Origin of the sequence: Paraburkholderia sp. C35, assembly GCF_003121405.1 — a bacterium.
Taxonomy (GTDB): domain Bacteria; phylum Pseudomonadota; class Gammaproteobacteria; order Burkholderiales; family Burkholderiaceae; genus Paraburkholderia.
This window is the reverse complement of sequence record NZ_QBUY01000040.1, coordinates 46,691-69,637: the sequence shown is the minus strand read 5'-3', so window position 1 is coordinate 69,637 and position 22,947 is coordinate 46,691. Positions and strand designations below refer to the sequence as shown.

At 62.3% G+C, this 22,947-nt stretch carries 18 protein-coding genes; 12 read left to right on the top strand and 6 right to left on the bottom strand.

All coding sequences use genetic code 11. The features are described 5' to 3' along the window. Positions 1-134 precede the first annotated feature (134 nt). Positions 135-731: a 5-formyltetrahydrofolate cyclo-ligase gene (locus DK391_RS22845; protein ID WP_109480263.1), complete on the bottom strand. Its 597-nt coding sequence runs from the start codon at positions 729-731 to the stop codon at positions 135-137. A gap of 31 nt (positions 732-762) precedes the next feature. On the opposite strand from DK391_RS22845, the gene DK391_RS22840 reads away from it, so the two are divergent. The 4 genes from DK391_RS22840 (at position 763) to DK391_RS22825 (ending at position 5,722) form a co-directional block, all read left to right on the top strand. Next, positions 763-2,736: a lytic transglycosylase domain-containing protein gene (locus DK391_RS22840; RefSeq protein WP_109480262.1), complete on the top strand. Its 1,974-nt coding sequence runs from the start codon at positions 763-765 to the stop codon at positions 2,734-2,736. Between the two features lie 93 nt (positions 2,737-2,829). Further along, positions 2,830-3,786 (top strand): complex I NDUFA9 subunit family protein, encoded by a 957-nt coding sequence (locus DK391_RS22835; protein WP_109480261.1) that lies wholly within the window; start codon positions 2,830-2,832, stop codon positions 3,784-3,786. A 32-nt stretch (positions 3,787-3,818) separates the two neighbouring features. Continuing rightward, a complete protein-coding gene (locus DK391_RS22830; RefSeq protein WP_109480260.1) occupies positions 3,819-4,466 on the top strand; it encodes a glutathione S-transferase family protein in 648 nt (215 codons plus the stop codon). Then, on the top strand, positions 4,463-5,722 hold the full coding sequence (locus tag DK391_RS22825; protein WP_109480259.1) for a multifunctional CCA addition/repair protein: 1,260 nt from the start codon (positions 4,463-4,465) through the stop codon (positions 5,720-5,722). The genes DK391_RS22830 and DK391_RS22825 overlap by 4 nt, the downstream gene beginning before the upstream one ends. Position 5,723: 1 nt before the next feature. Here DK391_RS22825 and DK391_RS22820 read toward each other — a convergent pair whose 3' ends face one another. Both DK391_RS22820 and DK391_RS22815 read right to left on the bottom strand, forming a co-directional pair. Beyond that, entirely contained in the window at positions 5,724-5,918 is a 195-nt protein-coding gene (locus tag DK391_RS22820) for a DUF2905 domain-containing protein (RefSeq protein WP_109480258.1), read from the bottom strand. Positions 5,919-5,942: 24 nt separating this feature from the next. Next, positions 5,943-7,136, bottom strand: a complete 1,194-nt coding sequence (locus DK391_RS22815; RefSeq protein ID WP_109480257.1) for a class I SAM-dependent methyltransferase — start codon at positions 7,134-7,136, stop codon at positions 5,943-5,945. A gap of 13 nt (positions 7,137-7,149) precedes the next feature. Between DK391_RS22815 and DK391_RS22810 the strand changes: the two genes are divergently transcribed. The 5 genes from DK391_RS22810 to glmS all read left to right on the top strand — a co-directional run bounded on the left by DK391_RS22810 (position 7,150) and on the right by glmS (position 12,830). Beyond that, complete coding sequence (locus DK391_RS22810; protein ID WP_109480256.1) at positions 7,150-7,971, top strand: SDR family oxidoreductase; 822 nt, start codon at positions 7,150-7,152, stop codon at positions 7,969-7,971. Positions 7,972-8,046: 75 nt separating this feature from the next. Continuing rightward, positions 8,047-8,442: a dihydroneopterin aldolase gene (locus DK391_RS22805; protein ID WP_109480255.1), complete on the top strand. Its 396-nt coding sequence runs from the start codon at positions 8,047-8,049 to the stop codon at positions 8,440-8,442. 3 nt (positions 8,443-8,445) lie between these two features. Next, the gene (gene ttcA / locus DK391_RS22800) at positions 8,446-9,459 is read left to right on the top strand and encodes a tRNA 2-thiocytidine(32) synthetase TtcA (protein WP_109480254.1); all 1,014 of its coding nucleotides are present in this window, start codon (positions 8,446-8,448) and stop codon (positions 9,457-9,459) included. 131 nt (positions 9,460-9,590) lie between these two features. Further along, entirely contained in the window at positions 9,591-10,952 is a 1,362-nt protein-coding gene (glmU, locus tag DK391_RS22795; protein WP_109480253.1) for a bifunctional UDP-N-acetylglucosamine diphosphorylase/glucosamine-1-phosphate N-acetyltransferase GlmU, read from the top strand. A gap of 60 nt (positions 10,953-11,012) precedes the next feature. Then, positions 11,013-12,830, top strand: coding sequence for a glutamine--fructose-6-phosphate transaminase (isomerizing) (gene glmS, locus DK391_RS22790; protein WP_109480252.1), 1,818 nt, complete (start codon positions 11,013-11,015; stop codon positions 12,828-12,830). Between the two features lie 158 nt (positions 12,831-12,988). Here the strand turns inward: glmS and DK391_RS22785 are convergent, their stop codons facing one another. Next, a complete protein-coding gene (locus DK391_RS22785) occupies positions 12,989-13,804 on the bottom strand; it encodes a class I SAM-dependent methyltransferase (protein ID WP_109480251.1) in 816 nt (271 codons plus the stop codon). 703 nt (positions 13,805-14,507) lie between these two features. On the opposite strand from DK391_RS22785, the gene DK391_RS22780 reads away from it, so the two are divergent. Then, positions 14,508-14,774 carry a hypothetical protein gene (locus DK391_RS22780; protein WP_109480250.1) on the top strand — a complete coding sequence of 89 codons (267 nt, stop codon included), beginning with the start codon at positions 14,508-14,510 and terminating at the stop codon, positions 14,772-14,774. A gap of 707 nt (positions 14,775-15,481) precedes the next feature. Here the strand turns inward: DK391_RS22780 and DK391_RS22775 are convergent. Both DK391_RS22775 and DK391_RS22770 read right to left on the bottom strand, forming a co-directional pair. Further along, positions 15,482-16,636, bottom strand: a complete 1,155-nt coding sequence (locus tag DK391_RS22775; RefSeq protein WP_109480249.1) for a Gfo/Idh/MocA family oxidoreductase — start codon at positions 16,634-16,636, stop codon at positions 15,482-15,484. Between the two features lie 25 nt (positions 16,637-16,661). Then, complete coding sequence (locus DK391_RS22770) at positions 16,662-17,858, bottom strand: phytanoyl-CoA dioxygenase family protein (RefSeq protein WP_109480248.1); 1,197 nt, start codon at positions 17,856-17,858, stop codon at positions 16,662-16,664. A gap of 111 nt (positions 17,859-17,969) precedes the next feature. Between DK391_RS22770 and DK391_RS22765 the strand changes: the two genes are divergently transcribed. Continuing rightward, a complete protein-coding gene (locus tag DK391_RS22765; RefSeq protein ID WP_109480247.1) occupies positions 17,970-19,019 on the top strand; it encodes a LacI family DNA-binding transcriptional regulator in 1,050 nt (349 codons plus the stop codon). A gap of 278 nt (positions 19,020-19,297) precedes the next feature. Continuing rightward, a partial coding sequence (locus tag DK391_RS22760) for a filamentous hemagglutinin N-terminal domain-containing protein (protein ID WP_162600891.1) occupies positions 19,298-22,947 on the top strand: 3,650 nt, incomplete at its 3' end.

Sequence of the window (22,947 nt, the reverse complement as noted above, 5' to 3'; positions counted from 1 at the left end):
CCTACTTTTCTTTGCGGCGGCAAAGAAAAGTAGGTGCTGCCCCGCACAGGGGCGACGCATGAAGCACCGACACCAAATCGCGGATGCCAGCAAAAGCAAAACCAAAACCAAAACCAAAACCAAAAACACCAAAACTACAAATCCGAATAAAAACCCACATCAGTAACCACAACATCAAGCGGAACATCATGCGCTTCGCGCAAAAGCGAATCTGTACGACACGCTTCATACGCAACACCCACGGAAATGGGCACTTTCCCAGCCTCGCGAAACGCAGCAAGCGTACGGTCATAGTACCCACCACCGTATCCAAGCCGATATCGATCGAAATCGAATCCAACACACGGCACGAACAACAGATCCGGCACGATCACGAGTCCGGAAGTCGGCTCATGAATCCGGTGGGCGCCCAGCTGCATGGCCATATCCGGCGTCCACACGTGAAACTCGAGCGGCCGGTCGCGTGCCGTAATCACAGGCAAACTGGCCTGACGCGCAGAATCGGAAGCGAGCCACCGGCTCACCACGGCACGCATGTCGAATTCCCCCGACAACGGCCAGTAGAACCCTACACTCACCGGCGAAAAAACCGTTAACGCGTGCAGCACCCGACGCTCAAGGGCATCCTTGCCCGCTGCGTCGAGACCCGCATGCAGACGTGCTTCCAGCAGTGTTGCACGCAGCTCCTTTTTCGATTTTGCGGCGGGGTTGCGTGCTATGCTTGAGTTCAATTCGCGCTCCAGAAACGCTCTAGAAATAACGATGTCCAAACGCCTCTTCCGAGTATATCGCGCGGCCAGTCTGGCGCTCGCCGCGGCGGCACTCGTCGCGTGCAGCACGGCCTCCGCCGTCAAGCCCATCCAGCTTTCCCAGATCACCAGCGACGACCAGACGTTCGTGCAGTTGCGCGAGGCAGCGCGCAACAACGACGCCGGTCGCGCCGCACAGCTCGCGGCCATGATTCCGGATTATCCGGCGCCGTCGTATCTGGAATATTTCCAGCTCAAGCCGCAGTTGTTCGACGGCTCGGGCCATCCACGTATCGACGCGCCCGACGCACCCGTGCTGTCGTTCCTGCAACGCTACGACGGCCAGGCCATCGCAGACCGCATGCGCAACGACTACCTCGTCGTGCTCGGCGCGCGTCACGACTGGAAGAACTTCGACCAGCAATACGCGCGCTTCGTGCTGAACGACGACACGCAGGTCAAGTGCTACGCGCTCGAATCGCGTGCGGCGAAAGGCGAGAACGTCGTCGATGCGGCCCGCGCGCTGCTCGTCGATCCGCGCAACTACGGCGACGGCTGTGTCGATCTGATCACATCGCTGGCCATCAACCAGCAGTTCTCCACCGACGACGTCTGGCAGCAGATCCGTCTCGCCTACGAACAGAACCAGACGGGCACCGGCGCGAAACTCGTCGATGCGCTCGGCAACAATCGGCCCGATCCGACGCTGTTCGATCAGGCCGCGTCCACGCCGCCGCTGTTGCTCGCGCGCGGAGTCGGTGCCGATCCGCAGTCGCATCAGCTCGCGCTGCTCGCCATCACGCGCATGGCCCGCAACGATCCCGCCATGGCCGCTGCGACGTTCGGTTCCGTCGCGCCTTCGCTGACGTCGCCGGAACGCGCGATCGGGTGGGGCACGATTGCCTATCAGGCAGCCGCGAAACAGATGCCGGGCGCTGTCGACTGGTACCGGCTGTCGGCGAATGCGCCGCTGTCCACGCCCGCTTACGAATGGCGCACGCGCGTCGCGCTCCTCGCGGGCGACTGGACGATGGTGCGCTGGTCGATCGAACAGATGCCGCCGTCGCTACGCAGCCAGCCGTCGTGGACCTACTGGCATGCACGCGCGCTCAAATCAGCGGGCGACGTGACCACGGCAAACCAGGAGTTCGAATCGATCTCGCAGCAGTTCAACTTCTACGGCCAGCTTGCTGCCGAAGAACTCGGCCAGAAGATCGTCGTGCCGCCCAAGACCACGGTCACGGACGCGGAAGTCGAGCAGGCCGGCAACACGCCGGGCTTCGCGCTGGCGCAGAAGTTCTATCAGCTGAATCTGCGTCTGGAAGGCAACCGCGAATGGAACTGGCCGCTGCGCAGCATGACGGACCGTCAGCTGATCGCCGCCGCCGAGTACGCGCGCCGTATCGAGCTGTATGACCGCGCCGTGAACACGGCCGATCGCACGAAGACGGAGCACGACTTCTCGCTGCGTTATCTGTCGCCGTTCCGCGATATCGTCGAGCGCGATGCGCAATCGAACGGACTCGATGTGGAATGGGCGTATGGTCTGATCCGTCAGGAATCGCGCTTCATCATGAACGCGCGCTCGGAAGTTGGCGCGAGCGGCCTGATGCAACTGATGCCCGGCACGGCGCAACTGGTCGCGAAAAAGATCGGTCTCGGCACGATTTCGCGTGCGCAGATGAACGACATCAACACCAATATCCTGCTCGGCACGAACTATCTGTCGATGATCTACAATGAGTTCGACGGATCCGCCGTGCTCGCCACGGCAGGGTACAACGCAGGTCCGGGCCGTCCGCGCAACTGGCGCTCGTCGTTGCCGCGCGGTGTCGAAGGCGCGATTTTCGCGGAAGCCATTCCGTTCCAGGAAACGCGCGACTACGTCAAGAACGTGCTGTCCAACACGGTCTACTATGCAGCGTTGTTCGAAGGCCGTCCGCAATCGCTGAAGGCGCGTCTGGGTTACATCCAGCCGTTGCAGTAACGATGCGCCATGCCGCCGCCGCGTGACTCTTCACGTGCGCGGCGGCATTCGAACCTCAGCCGTTGCCGCCGGCTTCCATCAGGGAGTCGAAAAATGCGACATCAAACCATCGCGATCGTCGGCGGTTCCGGCTTTATCGGCAGTCACCTCGTCAACGCGCTCGTCGAACTCGGCAAGACGGTGCGCCTCGCCACTCGCCGCCGCTTTAGCGCGCGACATCTCACGCTGCTTCCCATCGATGTGATCGAAATGGACGTGTTCGATCCCGTCCAGCTCGCGCGTTTTGTCGAAGGCGCCGATGCCGTGATCAATCTCGTCGGCGTGTTGCATGGTCATCGCGGCGATCCGTACGGCCCGGAGTTCGCAAAAGCGCACGTCGATCTGCCGACAAAGATCGTCTCCGCGTGCGAAAACAAGGGCGTGCACCGGCTGATTCATATGAGCGCGATCGGCGCCGACCCGAGCGGGCCGAGCATGTACCTGCGCTCGAAGGGCGATGGCGAGCGTGCCGTGCATGCCTCGTCGATCGTGGCTTCGACGATCTTCCGGCCTTCCGTCGTATTCGGTCCTGAAGACCAGTTGCTCAACAAATTCGCGTTCCTTCAGCGCATGTTTCCGGTGATCCCGCTCGCGAAACCCGACGCGCGCTTTCAGCCGATCTTTGTCGGCGATGTCGCGAAAGCGATCGTCAACGTGCTTGATCTCGATGCCTCGACGGGCCGCACGTATGAGCTTGGCGGGCCGTCGGTGTACACGCTCGAAGCGCTGGTCGAGTATTGCGGCGATGTGATCGGCAAGCACGCGCGAATCATCCGCTTGCCGGATTCGCTGGCGCGCCTGCAGGCGTTGTCGTTCGAGATGGCGCCGGGCCAGCCGGTGATCTCACGCGACAACCTCGATTCGATGAAAACCGACGCCGTGCTGAGCGCGCCGCTCGCACCTGAACTCGATATCGAACCGGCCAGCATCGAAACCATCGCGCCCGTGTATCTGACGGGTTCGTCGTTCCGCTCGCGTTTCAACGCGTTCCGCGCGAGCGCGGGCCGTTAAACTCCTACGTTCATTCCACTTACTGGCGAAGCATGAAACTCGTTATCGGAGACAAGAACTATTCGTCGTGGTCGATGCGGCCGTGGCTGGTGCTGAAGCATTTCGGCATCGAATGTGAAGAGGTGATGGTCTGGCTGAACGAGGCGGATAGCAAAGCGCAGATTCTCGCGCATTCGCCGTCGGGCAAAGTGCCGTGCCTGATTGCCGACGACGGCGTGAGCGTGTGGGATTCGCTCGCCATCTGCGAGACGCTCGCCGAACGCTATCCGCAGCATGCCATGTGGCCGCGCGACGCCGTCGCACGCGGCCACGCGCGCAGCATCAGCGCCGAGATGCATTCGGGTTTCGGCAATCTGCGCAACAACATGTGGATGAACATCCGCGCATCGTTTCCGGGCAAGGGCGCAACGCCCGAAGCGCTGGCGGACATCGCGCGTATCGATGAGATCTGGAATCAGTGTCTCGAAACGTATGGCGGTCCGTTTCTGTTCGGTGAGTTCACGATCGCCGACGCGATGTATGCGCCCGTCGTGATGCGCTTCAACACATGGCAGCCGAAGCTGTCGGAAGCGGCTGCTGCCTACGCGCGACGGGTGACCGCGCAGCCCGCCGTGAAAGCGTGGATCGACGACGCGCTGCAAGAGCCGCATCGCATCCCCTATCAAGACACCTGCGCATGAATATCTACGCAGTAGGCGGCGCGATCCGCGATGAATCGCTCGGCATGCCCGTGCAGGACCGCGATTATGTGGTGGTCGGCGCAACGCCGGAACAGATGGTCGCGAAGGGGTTTCGTCCCGTCGGCAAGGACTTCCCGGTGTTTCTGCATCCCGACACGCAAGAGGAATACGCGCTTGCGCGAACCGAGCGCAAGACGTCGGCGGGTTATCACGGCTTTCAGTTTTTCTACGCGCCCGATGTGACGCTCGAAGAAGATCTCGCGCGGCGCGATCTCACCGTCAATGCAATGGCGCGCGAAGTCACGCCGGATGGTGCGCTGATCGGCCCGGTGATCGACCCGTTCAATGGTCAGGATGATCTGAAGCATCGCGTGTTCCGGCATGTCAGTGATGCGTTTCTCGAAGACCCGGTGCGTATTCTGCGCGTCGCGCGCTTTTCGGCGCGTTTCACGGACTTTGCGGTTGCGCCCGAAACGCTGGAACTGATGCGCAAGATGGTCGCGGCTGGCGAGGTGGATGCGCTGGTGCCCGAGCGCGTGTGGCAGGAAGTGTCGCGCGGGCTGATGGAAAAGAAGCCCTCGCGCATGTTCGACGTGATGCGCGAATGCGGCGCGCTCGCGCGGATTCTGCCGGAGATCGACGCCTTGTATGGCGTGCCGCAACGCGCGGACTATCACCCTGAAGTCGATACGGGCGTGCACGTGATGATGGTCGTCGATCACGCCGCCGCGCAGAATTACGCGCTCGCGGTGCGTTTCGCGGCCTTGATGCACGACCTCGGCAAGGCGACGACGCCTGAAGATGTGTTGCCGCGCCACATCGGCCACGAAGGACGCAGTGTCGATCTGTTGAAGCCGCTATGCGAGCGGCTGCGCGTGCCGAACGAGTGCCGCGATCTCGCGCTGCTGGTCGCGCGCGAGCACGGCAATATTCATCGTGTGACTGAGACAAAGGCTGCGGGCATCGTGCGGCTGTTCGAGCGCAGCGACGCGCTGCGCAAGCCTGCGCGTTTCGCTGAAGCGCTGCAGGCGTGTGAGGCCGATGCGCGGGGACGGCTTGGGTTCGAAGCGCGTGCGTATCCGCAGGCGGAGCGTCTGCGTGTGGCGCTGGTTGCGGCGCGGGCTGTCGATGCGGGCGCTGTCGCGAAGGCTTACGGAAACGATCCGGCGAAGATCAAGGATGCCGTGCATCGCGAGCGGGTGAGGGCGGTCGCGCAGGCGTTGGGGGAAACGGCGTCGGCAGACAAGGACGAGTAGGTCAGAGCAGCCGCGCGATGATCGACAGCAGCATCGACAACACCAGCGTCGACATGAACGGGAACGGATACTCCTTCCCGAACAGCCGCAACGTCACATCGCCCGGCATCCTGCCGATCCCGAGCTTGCGCATCCACGGCCAGCACGCCGACAGCACGGCCACCGCGATAAATGTAGTCAGCAGCCAGCGGATCATCGTGTGTGCCTCGGCTCAGGGTTCTTAAAGCGTATGCGAGCGATCGCCGCGTGCAAAAGCGTCGAGCATCCCGTCGATCCCGCGCGAAAACGCGATCACCTTGAACAACTCGCCCATCTCCGCTTCCGACAGCAACTTCTGCACGGCGTTGGCAGCGGGCAGGAAGTTGGGAATATCGGACGGATCGATTTCGCTCAGCACTTCCGTGATGCCCGCGTTCATCAGGAAGCGCGCCTGTGACGTATAGCCGAGCAGATCCGCGCCCGTATCGACACCTGCCTCCGCGATGCCCGTGAATTCGACGTGCGCAGTGATGTCCTGCAAGCCCGGATAGAGAAACGGATCGCCGTGTGCGTGATGCCGGTAATGGCACATCAGCGTGCCCTCGGCGCGTTGCGCGTGATAGTACTCGTGACGCGGAAACCCGTAATCGATCAGCAGCACCGCGCCGCGCGTGAGCATCGTGCAGACAGTGCGCGTGAAGGCGAAAGCGGCTTCGTGCGTTTCCGTCACGTAATCGTGATCGCCTTCGATTTCGAGATCGCGCAGGAACGCGGCATCGTGCGTCGATTGAACCGGGCGGTCTTCGAACCGCAGCGCGCCTTCCTGCACCGCGACGCCGCGCTCATGCCACTCGCCGCCGATGCGCGCAAAGAGTCGCACGGGCATCGCGTCCAGCACTTCATTGCCGACCACGACCCCTTCGAACTGCTCCGGCAATGCGTCGAGCCAGCGCACGCGCGCGGCCATCTCGGGCGCCTGCGCTTCGATCATGTCCCGCTGACGCTCGCGCAGTTCACCCGACAGATCGACGATCGAATACGTGTCGAATTCAGCGCCCAACTCGGCCAGCGCATTCAACAAGCCGGAAGCCAGCTTGCCCGTGCCCGCGCCGAACTCCATCACATGACGCGTGCCGCTCATCTCCAGCGCCTGCGCGACCGGCCGCGCGAGCGTCTGCGCGAACAGCGGCGACAATTCCGGCGCCGTCACGAAGTCGCTGCCATCCTCTGCGCGGCGGCCAAACTTGATCGCGCCGCCGCTGTAATAGCCCAGTCCCGGCGCGTACAACGCGCGTTCCATGTAGCGATCGAACGGTATCCAGCCGCCGTTCGTCGCGATCTCCGCGTGAATCTGCGAAACCAGCGCTTCTGACTGCGCGAGCGCGGTCGGGCCGGGAGCAGGTAAACTATCGGGTTGGTGAGCTTTCGGATTCATTCCCGCATTGTAAATGACCGCCTCGAACGACACTTTCGCCGCTAGCGCCCGTCCAGCCCGCGTTGCCCTCGTCACGGGCGCCGCGCATCGGATCGGCCGCGGACTGGCGCTGGGCTTCGCGGCGGCGGGCTGGGACGTGGCGGTGCACTACGGCTCGTCGAAGTCCGAAGCGGACGAACTGGTCGCGGAAATCGAGGCGCTCGGGCGCCGCGCCGTCGCGCTGAAGGCGGATTTGTCTGTAGAAAGAGAAGTCGAGCGGCTCGTGCCCGATTGCACGGCGGCGCTCGGGCGGCCGTCGTGCATCGTGAACAACGCGTCGCTGTTCGACGAGGACACCGCGCTGGACATCGGTTACGCGAAATTGCTGCATCTGACGTCGATCAACGTCGGCGCGCCGCTGGTGCTCGCCCGGATGCTGCACGAAGCCACGCCCGAAGCGGCGCAGCACGATGAATCGCTGCGCGGAGCCGTGATCAACGTGCTCGACCAGAAGCTGTACAACATGAATCCGGATTACCTGTCGTACACGCTGACCAAAGCCGCGCTCGGCACGGCGACGGTTGCGCTGGCGCAGGCGCTGGCGCCGAAGGTGCGCGTCGTCGGTCTCGCGCCCGGTCTCACGCTGCAATCCGGCGATCAGACGCCGGAGAGCTTCAAGACCGCGCATACGGTGACACCACTGGGCCGGGCGTCGCGCGTCGAGGATCTCGTCGCGGCGGCGCTGTATCTCGCGGATGCGCGCGGCGTGACAGGCACGACGCTGGTGGTCGACGGCGGCCAGCACCTCGTGCCGCTGCCGCGCGACGTGATGTTTTTGACGGGCGCCGACCGCTAGGCGGGGCGCCCACCGGCGCGCCACGCTGCGCGCCCAACTGCGTGCGGGAGCACGCCTTTTTGTACTGGAACGAACATGTCTGCCGCTTTGCTTCATCCCCGGCTCGCTGATTGCCGCCGGCTCTTCCTGCGCAATTACGAGGTGCACATCAACATCGGCGTGCATGACTTCGAGAAGCGCGGCGAGCAGCGCGTGGTGATCAACGTCGAACTGTTCGTGCCGCTCGCGACGTCCACACCCGTCGAAGACAAGCTGCGCGAAGTCGTCGATTACGACTTCATGCGCTCGACCATTGCCGCGCGCGTGAGCCAGGGGCATATCCATCTGCAGGAAACACTGTGCGACGACCTGTCGAAGGCGTTGCTCGCGCACCCGCAAGTGCGTGCCGTGCGTCTGTCGACGGAAAAGCCCGATGTCTATTCCGACTGCGATGCCGTGGGCGTCGAAGTCTTTCATATCAAAGAGGATTGAGCGATGAACGCTCCCGAAACCCTGACGGGCGCCGATTCGTTGCAGGCGGCCGCTCCCGCTGTCGCACCCGAAGCCGAAGCCGGCGACCGCAAGCGCGCCATGACGCGCCGCGAGCAGAAAGAAGCGTACGAGAACAACAAGCTGTTCAAGCGCCTCGCGCGCCAGGTCGGCGAGGCGATCGGCGACTTCAACATGATCGAGGAAGGCGACAAGGTGATGGTGTGCCTGTCGGGCGGCAAGGATAGCTACGCGATGCTGGAGATCCTGATGCGCCTGCGCGAACGCGCGCCCATCAACTTCGATATCGTCGCCGTCAATCTCGACCAGAAGCAGCCGGGCTTTCCGGAACACGTGCTGCCCGAGTACCTGAGCAAGCTCGACATTCCTTTTCACATCGAGAACCAGGATACGTACAGCATCGTCAAGCGCCTCGTGCCCGAAGGCAAGACCACGTGTTCGCTGTGCTCGCGCCTGCGCCGCGGCATTCTGTACCGTGTGGCGGGCGAACTCGGCGCGACCAAGATCGCGCTCGGCCATCATCGCGACGACATCCTGCAGACGCTGCTGCTGAACATGTTCTATGGCGGCAAGCTGAAGGGCATGCCGCCCAAGCTGCAATCGGATGACGGCAAGAACGTCGTGATCCGTCCGCTCGCGTATGTGAAGGAAACCGATCTCGAAAAGTATGCGGAACTGCGTCAATTCCCGATCATTCCGTGCAATCTGTGCGGCAGCCAGCCCAATTTGAAACGCGCGGAAATGAAGGCGCTGATCCGCGATTGGGACAAGCGTTTCCCTGGCCGCGTCGACAACATGTTCAATGCGTTGACGAACGTCGTGCCGTCGCATCTGATGGACCACACACTCTTTCCGTTCGCGTCGTTGCGCGCGTCGGGCGAAGCCGATCCGCAAGGCGATATCGCATTCGATGAAGAGCCGTGTTCCACCGATTCCGCATCAGAAGGAATGCAGCAGGCATCGCAAACGATTTCTTTTGTGCAATTCGACGATATTTGACATTATGCGTATCCTCGCAAAGCCTTTTAAAACAGGCATTTGCGGGGATTTAATGCGTCTTGGAGCCACGTTGCAGTCACATTCAGCGTGCTAGAATCGCCCACTCCAAACTCATCCAATACGCCCACGTCATGAACATCGTGATTCTGGCGGCAGGCACCGGCAAGCGCATGCGCTCTGCATTGCCAAAGGTGCTTCATCCCCTGGCCGGTCGGCCGCTTCTTGCTCATGTCATCGATACTGCCCGTACGCTGAACCCGACGCGTCTCGTCGTCGTGGTCGGTCACGGCGCGGAACAGGTGCGCACGGCTGTCGCCGCGCCCGATGTGCAATTCGCGTTGCAGGAGCAGCAGCTCGGTACAGGCCACGCTGTGCAGCAGGCCTTGCCGCTGCTCGATCCGTCTGTGCCGACGCTCGTGCTGTACGGCGACGTGCCGCTCACGAAGGCGAGCACGCTCAGGCGTCTGACCGACGCCGCGGGCGGCGACGGCTACGGCGTGCTGACCGTGACGCTCGACGATCCGGCCGGTTATGGCCGCATCGTGCGCGATACGCAGGGCAAGGTGCAGCGCATCGTCGAACAGAAAGACGCGACGCCCGAGCAGCAAAAGATCGCCGAGATCAACACGGGCATCGTCGTGATGCCGACGCAGCGTCTCGAAGGCTGGCTGTCGTCGCTGAAGAACGACAACGCGCAAGGTGAGTTCTATCTCACCGACGTCGTCGAACTCGCCATCGAGGCAGGCCTCGAAGTCGTCACTGCGCAGCCCGATGAAGAATGGGAAACGCTGGGCGTGAACAGCAAGCAGCAACTCGCGGAACTCGAACGCATCCATCAGCGCAACGTCGCCGATGAACTGCTCGTCGCGGGAGTGACGCTGGCCGATCCGGCGCGTATCGACGTGCGCGGCACGCTCGAATGCGGCCGTGACGTGTCGATCGACGTGAATTGCGTGTTCGAAGGCAAGGTGACGCTGGGCGACAACGTGTCGATCGGACCGAACTGCGTGATCCGCAATGCGACTGTCGGCGCGGGCACGCGCATCGATGCCTACACGCATATCGAAGGCGCGCAGGTCGGCGCACAGGCCGTGCTCGGTCCGTACGCGCGGCTGCGTCCGGGCGCGACGCTGTCGGATGAAACGCACGTCGGCAATTTCGTCGAGATCAAGAACGCGGTGCTGGGCCATGGCTCGAAGGCGAATCACCTGTCGTACATCGGCGATTCGGATGTCGGCGCGCGCGTGAACATCGGCGCGGGCACGATCACCTGCAATTATGACGGTGCGAACAAGTTCCGCACCGTGATCGAAGACGACGTGTTCGTCGGCTCGGATACGCAACTGGTCGCGCCCGTGCGCGTGGGCCGTGGCGTGACGATCGCGGCGGGCACGACGGTCTGGAAAGATGTCGAAGAAGGTCTGCTGGTGCTCAATGAAAAGACCCAGGTAGGCAAGACGGGCTACGTTCGCCCGACGAAGAAAAAAAGCTGAAGGGACACGCGCGTGCGAGGCGCGCGCCTTGCCCCCTAACTCTGCAAAGGACCATTCACTATGTGCGGCATTGTCGGCGCTGTTGCGCAACGAAATATCGTTCCCGTCCTGATCGAAGGACTGCGTCGCCTCGAATATCGCGGCTACGACTCGTGCGGTGTCGCCGTGCTGGCGAACGGCGAACCGAAGCGCGCGCGCAGCGTGGCGCGTGTCGCCGATCTCGACGACCAGGTGCGGGATACGCGCCTCGAAGGCGTGACGGGCATCGCCCATACGCGCTGGGCCACACACGGCGCGCCCGTCACGGACAACGCGCACCCCATCTTCTCGCGCAATGAACTGGCGCTGGTGCACAACGGCATCATCGAAAACTACGAGACGCTGCGCGAGATGCTGCGCGGCAAGGGTTACGAGTTCGTCTCGCAGACGGATACGGAAGTGATCGCGCATCTGGTGCACAGCCTGTATCGCGGCGATCTGTTTGCGGCCGTGCGCGAAGCGACGGCGCAACTGCATGGCGCCTATGCGATTGCCGTGCTGCATAAGGACCAGCCGCATACGGTGGTCGGCGCGCGTCAGGGTTCGCCGCTCGTGGTCGGTCTCGGTCAGGGTGAGAACTTCCTTGCATCGGACGCGCTCGCGCTGGCAGGCAGCACGGACCGCTTCATCTTCCTGGAAGAAGGCGACGTCTGCGAACTGACGCTCGACAAGGTGCGCGTATTCGATCGCGACGGCCATCCGGCTGAGCGCGAAGCGCGCCAGGTTGCAGCGTACGGTGGCGCAGTCGAGCTTGGACCGTATCGCCACTTCATGCAGAAGGAAATCTTCGAGCAGCCGCGCGCGATCACCGACACGATCCCGCAAGCCGATTCGTTCGATGCATCGTTGTTCGGCGAGAACGCGGCCAAGGCTTTTTCCGAGATCGACAGCCTGCTGATTCTGGCGTGCGGCACGAGCTACTACTCGGGTCTGACGGCGAAGTACTGGCTAGAATCGGTTGCGAAGATCCCGACGCAGGTTGAGATCGCGAGCGAATACCGTTATCGCGATTCGGTGCCGAATCCGAAGGCGCTGGTGGTCGTGATTTCGCAATCGGGCGAAACGGCGGATACGCTCGCGGCGCTGAAGCATGCGCAATCGCTGGGTCACAAGCACACGCTGTCGGTGTGCAACGTCGGCACGAGCGCGATGGTGCGTCTGACGGAACTGTCGTTCCTCACGCACGCGGGCCGCGAAATCGGTGTCGCGTCGACCAAGGCTTTCACGACGCAGCTGGTCGCGCTGTTCGTGCTCGCCGCGACGCTCGGCAAGCTGCGCGGTCACGTGAGCGCGACGCAGGAAGCGGATTACATCAAGCAGTTGCGCCACCTGCCGGCCGCGCTGAATAGCGTGCTGGCGCTGGAGCCGCAGATCATCGCGTGGTCGGAAGAATTCTCGCGCAAGGAAAATGCACTGTTCCTCGGCCGTGGTCTGCACTATCCGATCGCACTGGAAGGCGCGCTCAAGCTCAAGGAAATCTCGTACATCCACGCTGAGGCGTATCCGGCTGGCGAACTGAAGCATGGGCCGCTGGCGCTCGTGACGGAAGCGATGCCTGTCGTGACGGTCGCGCCGAACGATGCGCTGCTCGAGAAGCTCAAGTCGAACATCCAGGAAGTGCGCGCGCGTGGCGGCCAGCTGTACGTGTTCGCCGATGCCGATACGAAGATCGTCAACGACGAAGGGCTGCATGTGATCCGTATGCCGGAGCACTACGGTCTGCTGTCGCCGATCCTGCACGTCGTGCCGCTGCAGATGCTCGCGTATCACACGGCATGTGCGCGTGGTACGGATGTGGATAAGCCGCGTAATCTTGCGAAATCGGTGACGGTGGAGTGAGGTGGGTGGTGTGCGGTAACGCGCCGTCGTTGCCACACTAGTAATCGCAGTCTTATCCGCTTCACAAACGTTCTGGATAGAGCGCCGTACTCGCGGGCCTATCCAGAACCGTCCGACTCTCCTGCGTCCCTTTCTTCAGATACTTCCCCGCGCGGCCCTCAAGGCTTCGTCGCACACGCCAGCACGCACGGCATCGGAATCCGGATATCGCCAGCAGCATCCCCATAACGCGCTGCGCCTTCCTGCACCGTCTTGCCGATGGCAGCCAGCGCCTGCGGCGTCTGCGCATTCAGAATCGCCGATACACGCACGCCGCCCCGCAGCAGCATCTCGTACAGCGCATCCGGCGAACGCGCCAGCAAGGTCTGCTCGACTTCCTCGATGCGCGGGTCGCGAAAGCCCGCGGCCAGCAACACGCGCTCGCATTCCGCCCAATCGCTGAAGCGGAAGAACGGCGGCCCCGGCGGTAACTGCACATCCATGCGGCCATGCTGTTCGATCGCTTTCAGCACGATTGAGAAGCCAATCGCCTTGTCGGGCGCCGCCCACACCGTAAAGCCGACCTTGCCGCCGGGGCGCAACACCCGGAACGCCTCTTCGAGCGCTTTCTCGGGTTTCGAGAAATGCAGCATGCCGAAGCTGATGCCGACGGCATCGAACTCATCGTCGGAGAACGGCAGGTCTTCGGCGCTGCCGATGCGAAACGTCAGTGACGGATAGATGCGCCTCGCCTGATCGACCATCGAATCGGCGAAATCCACGCCGACCACGTCCGCGCCACGCTGCGCCGCCGCTGCCGCGAGATAGCCCGGACCCGACGCCACGTCGAGCAGCCGCACGCCACGGCGCACGGCGAGCGCATCGAGCAGCGCGGCATGCGACTGGATGGTCAAGGTGCCGAAATACGTGTGATACGGCTGCGCGACGCGCTCCCAGCCGCGATGCTCGAACGCACTGAACTGGTCTTCTTTCATGGCCGTTTCCTCTTGAGCGCTTCAGATCACTTCCGTTATACAGCCCTCGCGTCAGAGTGCAACGACCATTCGCCGCGAGTCAAAACACTCGCCTCTCGACATCCAGATGTCCACACGATCCTATGGACAACATGGGGATATCACGGAGGCGTTTGCTGTGGGCAGATTCTGGGTAAACACGTAGCGCGCCCGAAACCGGCAAAAGTTATCCAAGGTTGCGGCGCATCGTCCCCTGCTTATGCGCAAGGGTATACGTTTGGCAATCCGTTGAGTGGAAAGCGGATTTGGGGCTTGTCCACAGAAAGTCGATGCCCTTGTTAACTGCTACTACGTATACATATTGATAACTTCAAACCCGGTAAACAGATCGCGCAGGTTGCCTGCATGCACGGCATAACGGGGATCTGCCTGTCTGATGAACAGCATCGGTCTGAAGGATGCGTCGCTGGAACCTGTTGGCGGCGGATGTGGCATGTGTATGGCGTACGCCAACACTTCTGTCGATGAATCCGTTTGTCGCGCGCGATCACTTGCCTGCCGTCCACGATCGAGCCTCGCGCGGCAACGGCTACAGCAGGTGCCGTAACCCGCGTTACAACAAGCACGACAGCATGCGCGGAGCATACGGGCATACACATTGCTCTTCAGTGGCGCGCCCGCTCAAACGAAGCGGGCCTTACACCACAACACACCGGAGGCGATCGTGCTGGCAACAAAACCGTGTACTGCGACATGTGTCATCGATGGAATCGCGGTCACGCTGACTTTTTTCCCCGATACCGGCGTCCTGCGCATCACCGATAGCACAGGCAGCCGTCTGAGAGAAACGCGCTGGTCAGCGTCATGGCAGAGCCTTGTCGCGACGTTCCGCGAACTCAGCGAAACGCCCGTCGACGAGCGCGCCGACCCCGATGTGCTGTTCGGCAGCCACTACCGTTCGCACGCGATGAGCAGCCGCTTCGCAAACTGATCCCGACGTGCGTCATGCCGCTCTCCGGCTCGCAGACGCACTCACCGTCACTCTCCTCGACAAACGGGCGAACTGGGCCGCTAATCGCCCTCGCTTCCGCCGATTGAATGCGCGTGCTGGCTCCTATACTTCTTTCCATGGCGCGACGTTTCAACAGCCCATCGACGCGGTTCCCCTCCGCGTTGCGCAAGACCGCAGGTTGCCAGCAGTTGCAGGTGAAGTTGAAGTCGAGGTTGCAGTTGCAGCGAAGGATGAGTCCGCAGTGGCAGTCAACGCAGTAGCAGTACGCGCAGCACCGGGATCAGCAGTTTGAAGTGGCGGTGTGAAGTACCAGTCTCAACAGTTTCACGAGTCTCAAGCGCAGTCGGTTTTCGCAGTTGAAGTTGATTTTCGAGTTAGCAACCGATTCAGCAGTAGCAGTCAGATTCAACCGTAACAGTAGCTCTCGCAGTAGCAGACGTTTTCGCAATCGCAGCATTGCAGTAGAAGCAGCAGGCAGTCTACTTACCGGTTCATCAAATGCAGTTGGGGTTAGCAGCAAGGAGTAGGCGCGGGGCCAATCGAAGCAAAAAGAAGTTTTACCAATAACAGCTTCACGTGATGAGAAGCAGTCGGCAAGCATCCACGCGCCTGTTCGATATGACTCATCCACCGAGCCTTGTTCCCCCGCGGAACAAGGCTCTTTTTTTTCGTCCAGCCAGCGACGGTCAGACGCTTTCGACGTCCTGCCATCCTCCCGTCGCCATGCTTTTCACCGATGCGGCTACGAACGCCAGTCCCTTCACGCCATCGCCGACGCCCGGAAAGAGCGTAGGCCGGTCGTCGCCGGGTTGTCCGTCGACGCGCGCGGCCACGCGCTGCGCAAACTCCGTATAAAGATTCGCGAACGCTTCCAGATAACCTTCGGGATGACCGATCGCGATCCGCGTCGAACGCTGTGCGCCTTCGCTGGTGGCGGGTCCGAGCCGACGCGTGATGATTTCCTCGAACGCGTCCTGCCGCCGGTGAATCAGCCGGTTCGGCTCCTCCTGATGCCATTCGAGCCCGCCTTTGTCGCCGTGCACACGGAAGCTCAGCCCATGCTCCGAGCCTGCCGCGGCGTTGGTCACCCACAGCGAGCCTCGCGCGCCGTTCTCGTAGCGCAGCAGCGCGGAAACATAATCGTCGACGGTCCGGCCCGGGATCGCGGAACCGACGTCCGCGCACAGCCGCGCGACATCCAGACCCGTCACGAACGCGCCGAGATGAAACGCATGCGTGCCGATGTCCATCAGCACGAGCGAACTGCCCGCCCGTCCGCTTTCCGTGCGCCAGCCGGTAGGCAAATCATGTCCCGCCAGATAGCTCTGCACGTATTGCAGATGCACCTGACGGATCTCACCGAGTTCGCCCGCGCGGATCATGTCGCGCGCCTGTCGCACCATCGGAAAGCCGGTATAGCAATAGGTCACGCAAAACTCGGCCTGAGTCGACTTCACGCGTGCGGCGATCTCGCGCGCCTGCGCAAGATCATTGGCCAGCGGCTTGTCGCAGATCACATGAAAGCCGAGCTCCAGCGCCCGCATGCAGACGGGGTGATGCGAGTCGTTGGGCGTCATCACCGCGACGGCATCGACGCGATCGGGCCGCTCGCTTTCCGCTTCGAGCATCTGCTGCCACGACGTGTAGGCGCGGTCCGCGCCGATGCCGAGATCGAGCGCCGCCTGCCGCGCGCGCTCCGCATTCGACGACAGCGCAGCCGCGACGATGTCGTATTGCCCGTCCAGTCTTGCGGCAATCCGGTGCGTCTCGCCGATGATCGAACCCGGTCCGCCACCGATCAAACCCAGCCGGACGCGCCGGCCAATCGTGCCTGTCACCATGTCGTCTCCGTTGTCGTGCCTGGTTTTAGCGCGTCGAGTTGCGATATTCGAGGTTGCGCAGCGCAGTGGCGAACTGTTCATCCGACCAGTTTTCATCGAGTGCGGTCGCAAGAATCTGCTGCTGGCTCGCGGGCGCGAGTCCGCCGACGGGCGGATTGCGGTCGAGATTGGTCGGAAACGCGTAACCCTCCGCGCACGATGCGATCACAGCCGCCGTTTGCACGGCGTCGAGTTGCCGTTGCGCGCACATCGTCCGCAAGACGGGGAACACGGCGTTACACATGGCCGTCCGATCCAGCGATTCCATCGCACGCCCATACGCCGACGACACCTGCAGCAGATTCGCCATCCGTTGCACGTCGTGCGTGCGGTTCGATCCCGCCGCGTGAAAGAGCGCGGGATTGAAGAACAGCGCGTCGCCTTTGGTCAGCGGCAATTGCGCGTAGTGGGCTTCGAAATACGCGCGGAAGTCGGCGCGGCGCCACGCGACATAGCCTTGCGGATAGCGCTGCGAGAACGGCAGCAGCTTGGTCGGGCCACTCTCGACAGACATGTCGGTGTGCGCGACGGCGCCTTGCAGCGTCAACAGCGCGGACATCGTGTGCACGTGCGCAGGGAAGCGCTGCGCTTCATCGACGGTGAGAAAGCCGAGATGAAAGTCGCGGTGTGCCTGTTGCGCTTCGCCGCCGGGCCGCACGACGTTCACCTGCGAAGTCATCTGGTAAGCCGGGCCGAGCCACGCTTCGGCGGCGGCCACCAGAACGGGATTCGCGAAGTAGCGGACAAACACCTCGGGCGCTTCGAGACACAGCTTTTCCTGCGCGTTCCAGATGCGGTCGTTCGCCCCTGCCTTCGCGAAGTGATCGGCGCCGCCGCCGGCCTTGCGCTCGGTACGGATGATCGATTCGAAGATGGCCGTCGCATCGTCGATGGCGGTGGTGTCGTCGTAAGCACGCTGCAGCACGAAGACGCCCGCGCCGTCGAGCAACACGTTGGCCCACTCGGCGAGCAGTTCGGGACGCTGTCTGGGATCGGCGATAAGAGGCCGCAGCGCGTCGCAATCGTAGACGGGAATACCATGCGCGACGGCGGCGGCAAGGCGCGGCTTGGGCGTCGTCTCACGCGACGTCTCGATCAGCGTCGCGAAGTCATCGACGGAACAGTCGGCTTCGCGAAACCAGTCTTTCGCGCTTGTGACGGGAGGCTGAGAGAGGGCGTGCATGTCGTCTCCTGTGATGTTTCGGTCCAGCTTATCCCCAAAGTCCGGCGCTGCGTTACCATCGACACATCAAAAACACATCAAAACCGGGCGGCGAGTTTCGCTGGTTGAGCCATGAGCCATCCCTTTCTGATCAAGGAAATCGCACTGCAGGCGGGCCTCGGCACGGCGACGGTCGACCGTGTGCTGAACGGCCGCGCACACGTGCGGGAGCACACGCGGCGGCGCGTGCAACAAGCCATCAGGGAACTCGAAAAGCAGCAACTGACGATGGCGACGAGCGGCCGCAAGCTGGTCGTCGATGTGGTGGTCGAGGCGCCGCGCCGTTTCGCCGACGAGATCCGCGACGCCCTCGAAGACATCGTGCCGGGGCTGCATCCCGCCATCTTCCGGCCGCGCTTTCTGATGCAGGAGACGATGACGACGGCGGAAGTCGTCGATGCACTGCGCGCGATCGCGCGGCGCGGCAGTCACGGCGTCTTCCTGAAGGCGCAGGACGTGCCCGCCATCAACGAGGCCATCGCCGAACTGAAACAGCGCGAGATTCCCGTCGTGACGATGTTCACCGATATCCCTGGCTCGGCGCGCATCGCGTATGCGGGTCTGGACAATCGCGTCGGCGGCGCGACGGCGGCGTATCTGATCGGCCATTGGCTCGGCAGGCGTGCGGGCAACGTGCTGGTGACGAGGAGCAACGAGCGCTTTCGCGGCGAAGAGGAACGCGAGGCGAGCTTTCGCGCGATGCTGCGCGAGCGCTACACGCATCTCACCTTGATCGACGCGAGCGGCGGCCAGGGACTCGATGCGGAAACTGAAGAACGTGTGCGCCGGGCGGCCGGCGCGGGACAGAAGATTGCTGCCGTCTATTCGATGGGCGGCGGCAATGCCGCGATCCTGCGCGCGCTCAAGGCGCTCAACCAGCAGCCCAGGTGCTTCATCGGTCACGACCTCGACCGCGAGAACGTGCAGTTGCTGCATCGGCGGGAGATCACGGCAGTGCTGCACCACGATCTGCGGCAGGACATGCGCAGCGCGTGCCAGCATGTGATGAGCTTTCACAAACTGTTGCCGGCGTCGGCGGTGAGTGCGTCGTCGTCGGTCGTCGTTGTCACGCCGGAGAATATTCCGCGTGAGGTCGATGAACGCTTCGGCGGGTGTCGATAGAAGTTTCTACGGCCGTCGGACGAGGTTTCACTTCTTGTTTGCGTTTTTTGTGAAGCGCGCGCTGAATTTCGAAAAAGTACGACAAGCATTCGGAGCGCTACTACAACTGGCGCGTTCGTCAGGTTCTAGGATTGCGGGTCGGTTTTCCTGATCACATCGATTAGGTATCCAGATAAAAAGACTGGTCAAAACATGATCGGTCTTATCGCTTACCTCTCCGTCAATCCACCTACATGAACAAAAAACGATTTCGCCTCAAGTTCAGCAAACGACTGGGCATGTCGATCGCTGTCGCAGAAAACAGATCCAGCCAGCGCAAGCGTTCTTCCAGCAAGACTGGGCAGAGCGCGCGATTCGTGTCGAAGCTGACAGCCACGGCACTCGCTTTCCTCGTGCTGGAACCGTTCCTCGCTCACGCACAGGCACTGCCGACCAACGGCCAGGTGGTCGCAGGCCAGGCAGCCATTTCGCAAAACGCGAACACGATGAACATCAACCAGGGCAGCCAGCGCGCGGTCATCAACTGGGATACTTTCAACGTCGGTCAGGGCAACACGGTGCAGTTCAACCAGCCTAACGCACAGGCGCAAGCGCTGAACCGCGTGGTGACGGGCGTGCCGTCGAACATTCAGGGCACGCTGCTGGCCAACGGTCAGGTGCTGATCCAGAACGCCAACGGCGTGCTGTTCGGCAAGGGCGCAGTGGTCAACGTCGGCTCGCTGCTGGCGACGACGAAATCGATCGATACGAACCAGTTCATGGCGGGCGGCCCGTTGGACCTGAAGTCGACGGGCACGAACGCGGGTGTGGTCAACGACGGTACGATCCAGGCGCAAGGCTATGTGACGCTCGTGGGCGATCAGGCGCGTAACACGGGCTCGATCACAACGGCGCAAGGCGGTCAGGTTGTACTCGCAGCCGGCGACAGCGCGACGGTGGCACTGGCTAACGGCCAGGGCATCCAGCTGACGCTGACGAACGCGACGGCGAACGCGCTGGCAGAGAACAGCGGCACGATCAACGCGCAGAACGGCTCGGTGCTGCTGACGGCACGCGGCAAGGACACGCTGCTGAATACGGTGGTGAACCTGTCGGGCGTGACGCGCGCAGGCACGGTGGTCGCCGATGCAGGCAGCACGGGTGACGTCGTGGTGACGGGCAAGGTGGATGCATCGAACGCGAGGGGCGCGGGCGGCACGGTGGTGCTGTCGGGCGACCGCGTGGGTGTGTTCGGCAACGCGAGCATCGATGCGAGCGGCGCGACCGAAGGTGGCAAGGTGATCATCGGTGGCGACAGCCTGCACAAGCTGGACGGCACGAGCGCAGCGGGCATGCTGCAGGATGGCGTGCAGTTCTCGAACTTCACGCAGGTCGATGCGGGCGCGTCGATCAAGGCTGATTCTGCACACCGCAATGGTGGCTTCGTCGAAACGTCGGGCCATAGCCTGAATGTCGAAGGCACGGTGAGCGCAGCGGCAGCGAACGGCAATGCGGGTGAATGGCTGATCGACCCGACGGACATCACGATCGGCACGGGTGCGGATGCAGGCTACAGCGGCAGCGTGACGGGCGGCTTCAGCGGTGGCTCGAACGCGAGCGCGACTGTAAGCAACACGACGATCAGCAACGCGCTGAACGCGGGCACGAGCGTCACGATCACGACGGCGAGCGCAGGCACGGGGACGGGCAACATCGTGCAGAACGCTAACGCGAACATCACGAAGCCGGCGGGCGGTGCAGCGAACCTGACGATGGTGGCCGATGGCTCCATCCGGCTCAACGGCAACATCACGTCGACGTCCAACGCGCTGAACCTGAACCTGACGGCGGATGCCAGCGGCAACCACAACGGTTCGGTTGAGATCTTAGGCGCCAATACCAATCTGAACGGCGGTACGCTCGTCGCCACCGGCAATACGGTGAATGGCAACGGTGTGGCTGGTGCGCAAGCAGTCTTTATGGCTGGCAACATCACGAATGTCGGCGGTGGCTCGATTACGGGCTTTGCCAATACCGGCACGGGCGTTACCTTCAACAACAATTTCACTGAAGTAGGCAATGGCACGCTGACGGTTACTGGAAATTCCGCTTCCGGTTCAGGTGTGGCCTTCACCGGCGGTAACTTCAACGCCACGCAAAACAGCAAGGTCGTCATCAACGGTTCTTCGACCAATGCCGCGGGCGTCTACTGGAAGCCGAATGGCGCCAACAGTTTCCTGGTCACGGACAATGCCTCTGTGAGCATGTCCGGCACCTCGAAAACTGGTATTGGTATTTCGATTGGCGATAGTGGCCACTCAACTCAAGCGCCAATCACCGTCAATCAGAACGGATCCCTCTCCCTGGTTGGTAGCTCGGAATCTGCTGAGGGCGTGCATATTGGTTCGGCCACCATTAACGTTACCGACAATGGCAACCTGTATATCAAAGGGACAACGAACACGGGGGTGGACGGCGTAGGTATTAACTACTGGGCATCTGCACCCAATGGGGACGCATTTGTGAGTGGCCTAGGGAATGATTTCTCGACCATCGCAGCCTCGGGCCACGGCAACATCACGATTGACGGCACGTCAAACACAGGTATCGGTGTCTATTCTGGTGCCGACATGTCGATAAGCGATAGCGCGAACGTCAGCATTTCGGGTAAAGGCGTGGCAGGCATCAGCGCCAGCAGCCAGGCAACACTGTCCGATAACGGTACGCTGCATCTCGATGGGACGGGTACCACGTCGTACGGCGTGTATTTCCCTAATATGACGCTTTCTGGCAACAGCAGCGCGATTATCGAAGGGACATCTGATAGCGCATCTGGGGTCAAGGCGGGTGATGACCGCTCCCGGTCGATCAACATATCGGATAACTCGAGTGTTGAGATCATGGGGTATTCGAACACGGGTGCGGGCGCGAACCTTGGTGCACTGACCAGCGAGAACATCTCGGATAACGGCTCTCTGAACATCAGCGGCACCTCCAATGAAGGTAATGGCGCGGTGGTCAATGGTAGCGTCAACGTCACGGACAACGGCACGAGCACCATCTCGGGCACGTCGGCCAATGGTTCGGGCGTGGAGCAGAACGGCACGATCAACGTGTCGGGCAACGGCGCGTCCAGCATCACGGGCAACTCGACCAACGGCGACGGCGTCGACCAGAACGGCGTGATCAACGTCACGGACAACGGCACGAGCACAATCTCGGGCACATCGGCCAATGGGTCGGGCACGGAAATCAACGGCACGATCAACCTGTCGGGCAACGGTTCGGCTGACATCAGCGGTAACTCGACGAACGGCAGCGGCGCGGTGATCAACGGCGATACCAACGTCGGCGACAACACGTCGATGAACATCAGCGGCAACTCGAGCAACGGCTCGGGCGTCGTGATCGACGGCAACGTCAACGTGACGAACATGGGTGCGCTGGTTATCGACGGTGGTTCGGACAACGGCACGGGCGTGGTCCTCGACAACAACGGTGGCTTCAACATCTCCGGCGACGGCAAGGCCGACATTTCAGGCGAATCGACGAACGGTACGGGCGCTGAGATCGACCGCCCGATCAACGTGACGGACAACGGCACGCTGAACGTTAGCGGCGACTCGTCGAACGGCGCAGGCGTGATCGTCGGTCCGAACGGTTCGATCGACACCACCGATAACGGCACGACGACCATCGACGGTAACTCGACCAACGGCACAGGTACGGAGATCGACGGCTCGGTCAACACGTCGGGCAACGGCAGCACGGATATCTCGGGCGACTCGACGAACGGCGCGGGCGTGATCGTTGGTCCGAACGGTTCGATCGACACGACCGACAACGGCACGACGAACATGTCCGGTACCTCGGACAATGGCGATGGCATCGACAACAACGGTGCGATCAACACGTCGGGCAACGGTACGACGAACATGTCGGGCGCTTC

What these genes read in the sequence shown, in the direction of transcription:
- DK391_RS22820 (WP_109480258.1), bottom strand. Translation starts at nt 5,918, where the DNA reads ATGATCCGCTGGCTGCTGACTACATTTATCGCGGTGGCCGTGCTGTCG.
- DK391_RS22815 (WP_109480257.1), bottom strand. Translation starts at nt 7,136, where the DNA reads ATGAATCCGAAAGCTCACCAACCCGATAGTTTACCTGCTCCCGGCCCG.
- DK391_RS22825 (WP_109480259.1), top strand. Translation starts at nt 4,463, where the DNA reads ATGAATATCTACGCAGTAGGCGGCGCGATCCGCGATGAATCGCTCGGC.
- DK391_RS22840 (WP_109480262.1), top strand. Translation starts at nt 763, where the DNA reads ATGTCCAAACGCCTCTTCCGAGTATATCGCGCGGCCAGTCTGGCGCTC.
- glmU (WP_109480253.1), top strand. Translation starts at nt 9,591, where the DNA reads ATGAACATCGTGATTCTGGCGGCAGGCACCGGCAAGCGCATGCGCTCT.
- DK391_RS22805 (WP_109480255.1), top strand. Translation starts at nt 8,047, where the DNA reads ATGTCTGCCGCTTTGCTTCATCCCCGGCTCGCTGATTGCCGCCGGCTC.
- DK391_RS22835 (WP_109480261.1), top strand. Translation starts at nt 2,830, where the DNA reads ATGCGACATCAAACCATCGCGATCGTCGGCGGTTCCGGCTTTATCGGC.
- DK391_RS22765 (WP_109480247.1), top strand. Translation starts at nt 17,970, where the DNA reads ATGAGCCATCCCTTTCTGATCAAGGAAATCGCACTGCAGGCGGGCCTC.
- DK391_RS22770 (WP_109480248.1), bottom strand. Translation starts at nt 17,858, where the DNA reads ATGCACGCCCTCTCTCAGCCTCCCGTCACAAGCGCGAAAGACTGGTTT.
- DK391_RS22810 (WP_109480256.1), top strand. Translation starts at nt 7,150, where the DNA reads ATGACCGCCTCGAACGACACTTTCGCCGCTAGCGCCCGTCCAGCCCGC.
- ttcA (WP_109480254.1), top strand. Translation starts at nt 8,446, where the DNA reads ATGAACGCTCCCGAAACCCTGACGGGCGCCGATTCGTTGCAGGCGGCC.
- DK391_RS22775 (WP_109480249.1), bottom strand. Translation starts at nt 16,636, where the DNA reads ATGGTGACAGGCACGATTGGCCGGCGCGTCCGGCTGGGTTTGATCGGT.
- glmS (WP_109480252.1), top strand. Translation starts at nt 11,013, where the DNA reads ATGTGCGGCATTGTCGGCGCTGTTGCGCAACGAAATATCGTTCCCGTC.
- DK391_RS22830 (WP_109480260.1), top strand. Translation starts at nt 3,819, where the DNA reads ATGAAACTCGTTATCGGAGACAAGAACTATTCGTCGTGGTCGATGCGG.
- DK391_RS22785 (WP_109480251.1), bottom strand. Translation starts at nt 13,804, where the DNA reads ATGAAAGAAGACCAGTTCAGTGCGTTCGAGCATCGCGGCTGGGAGCGC.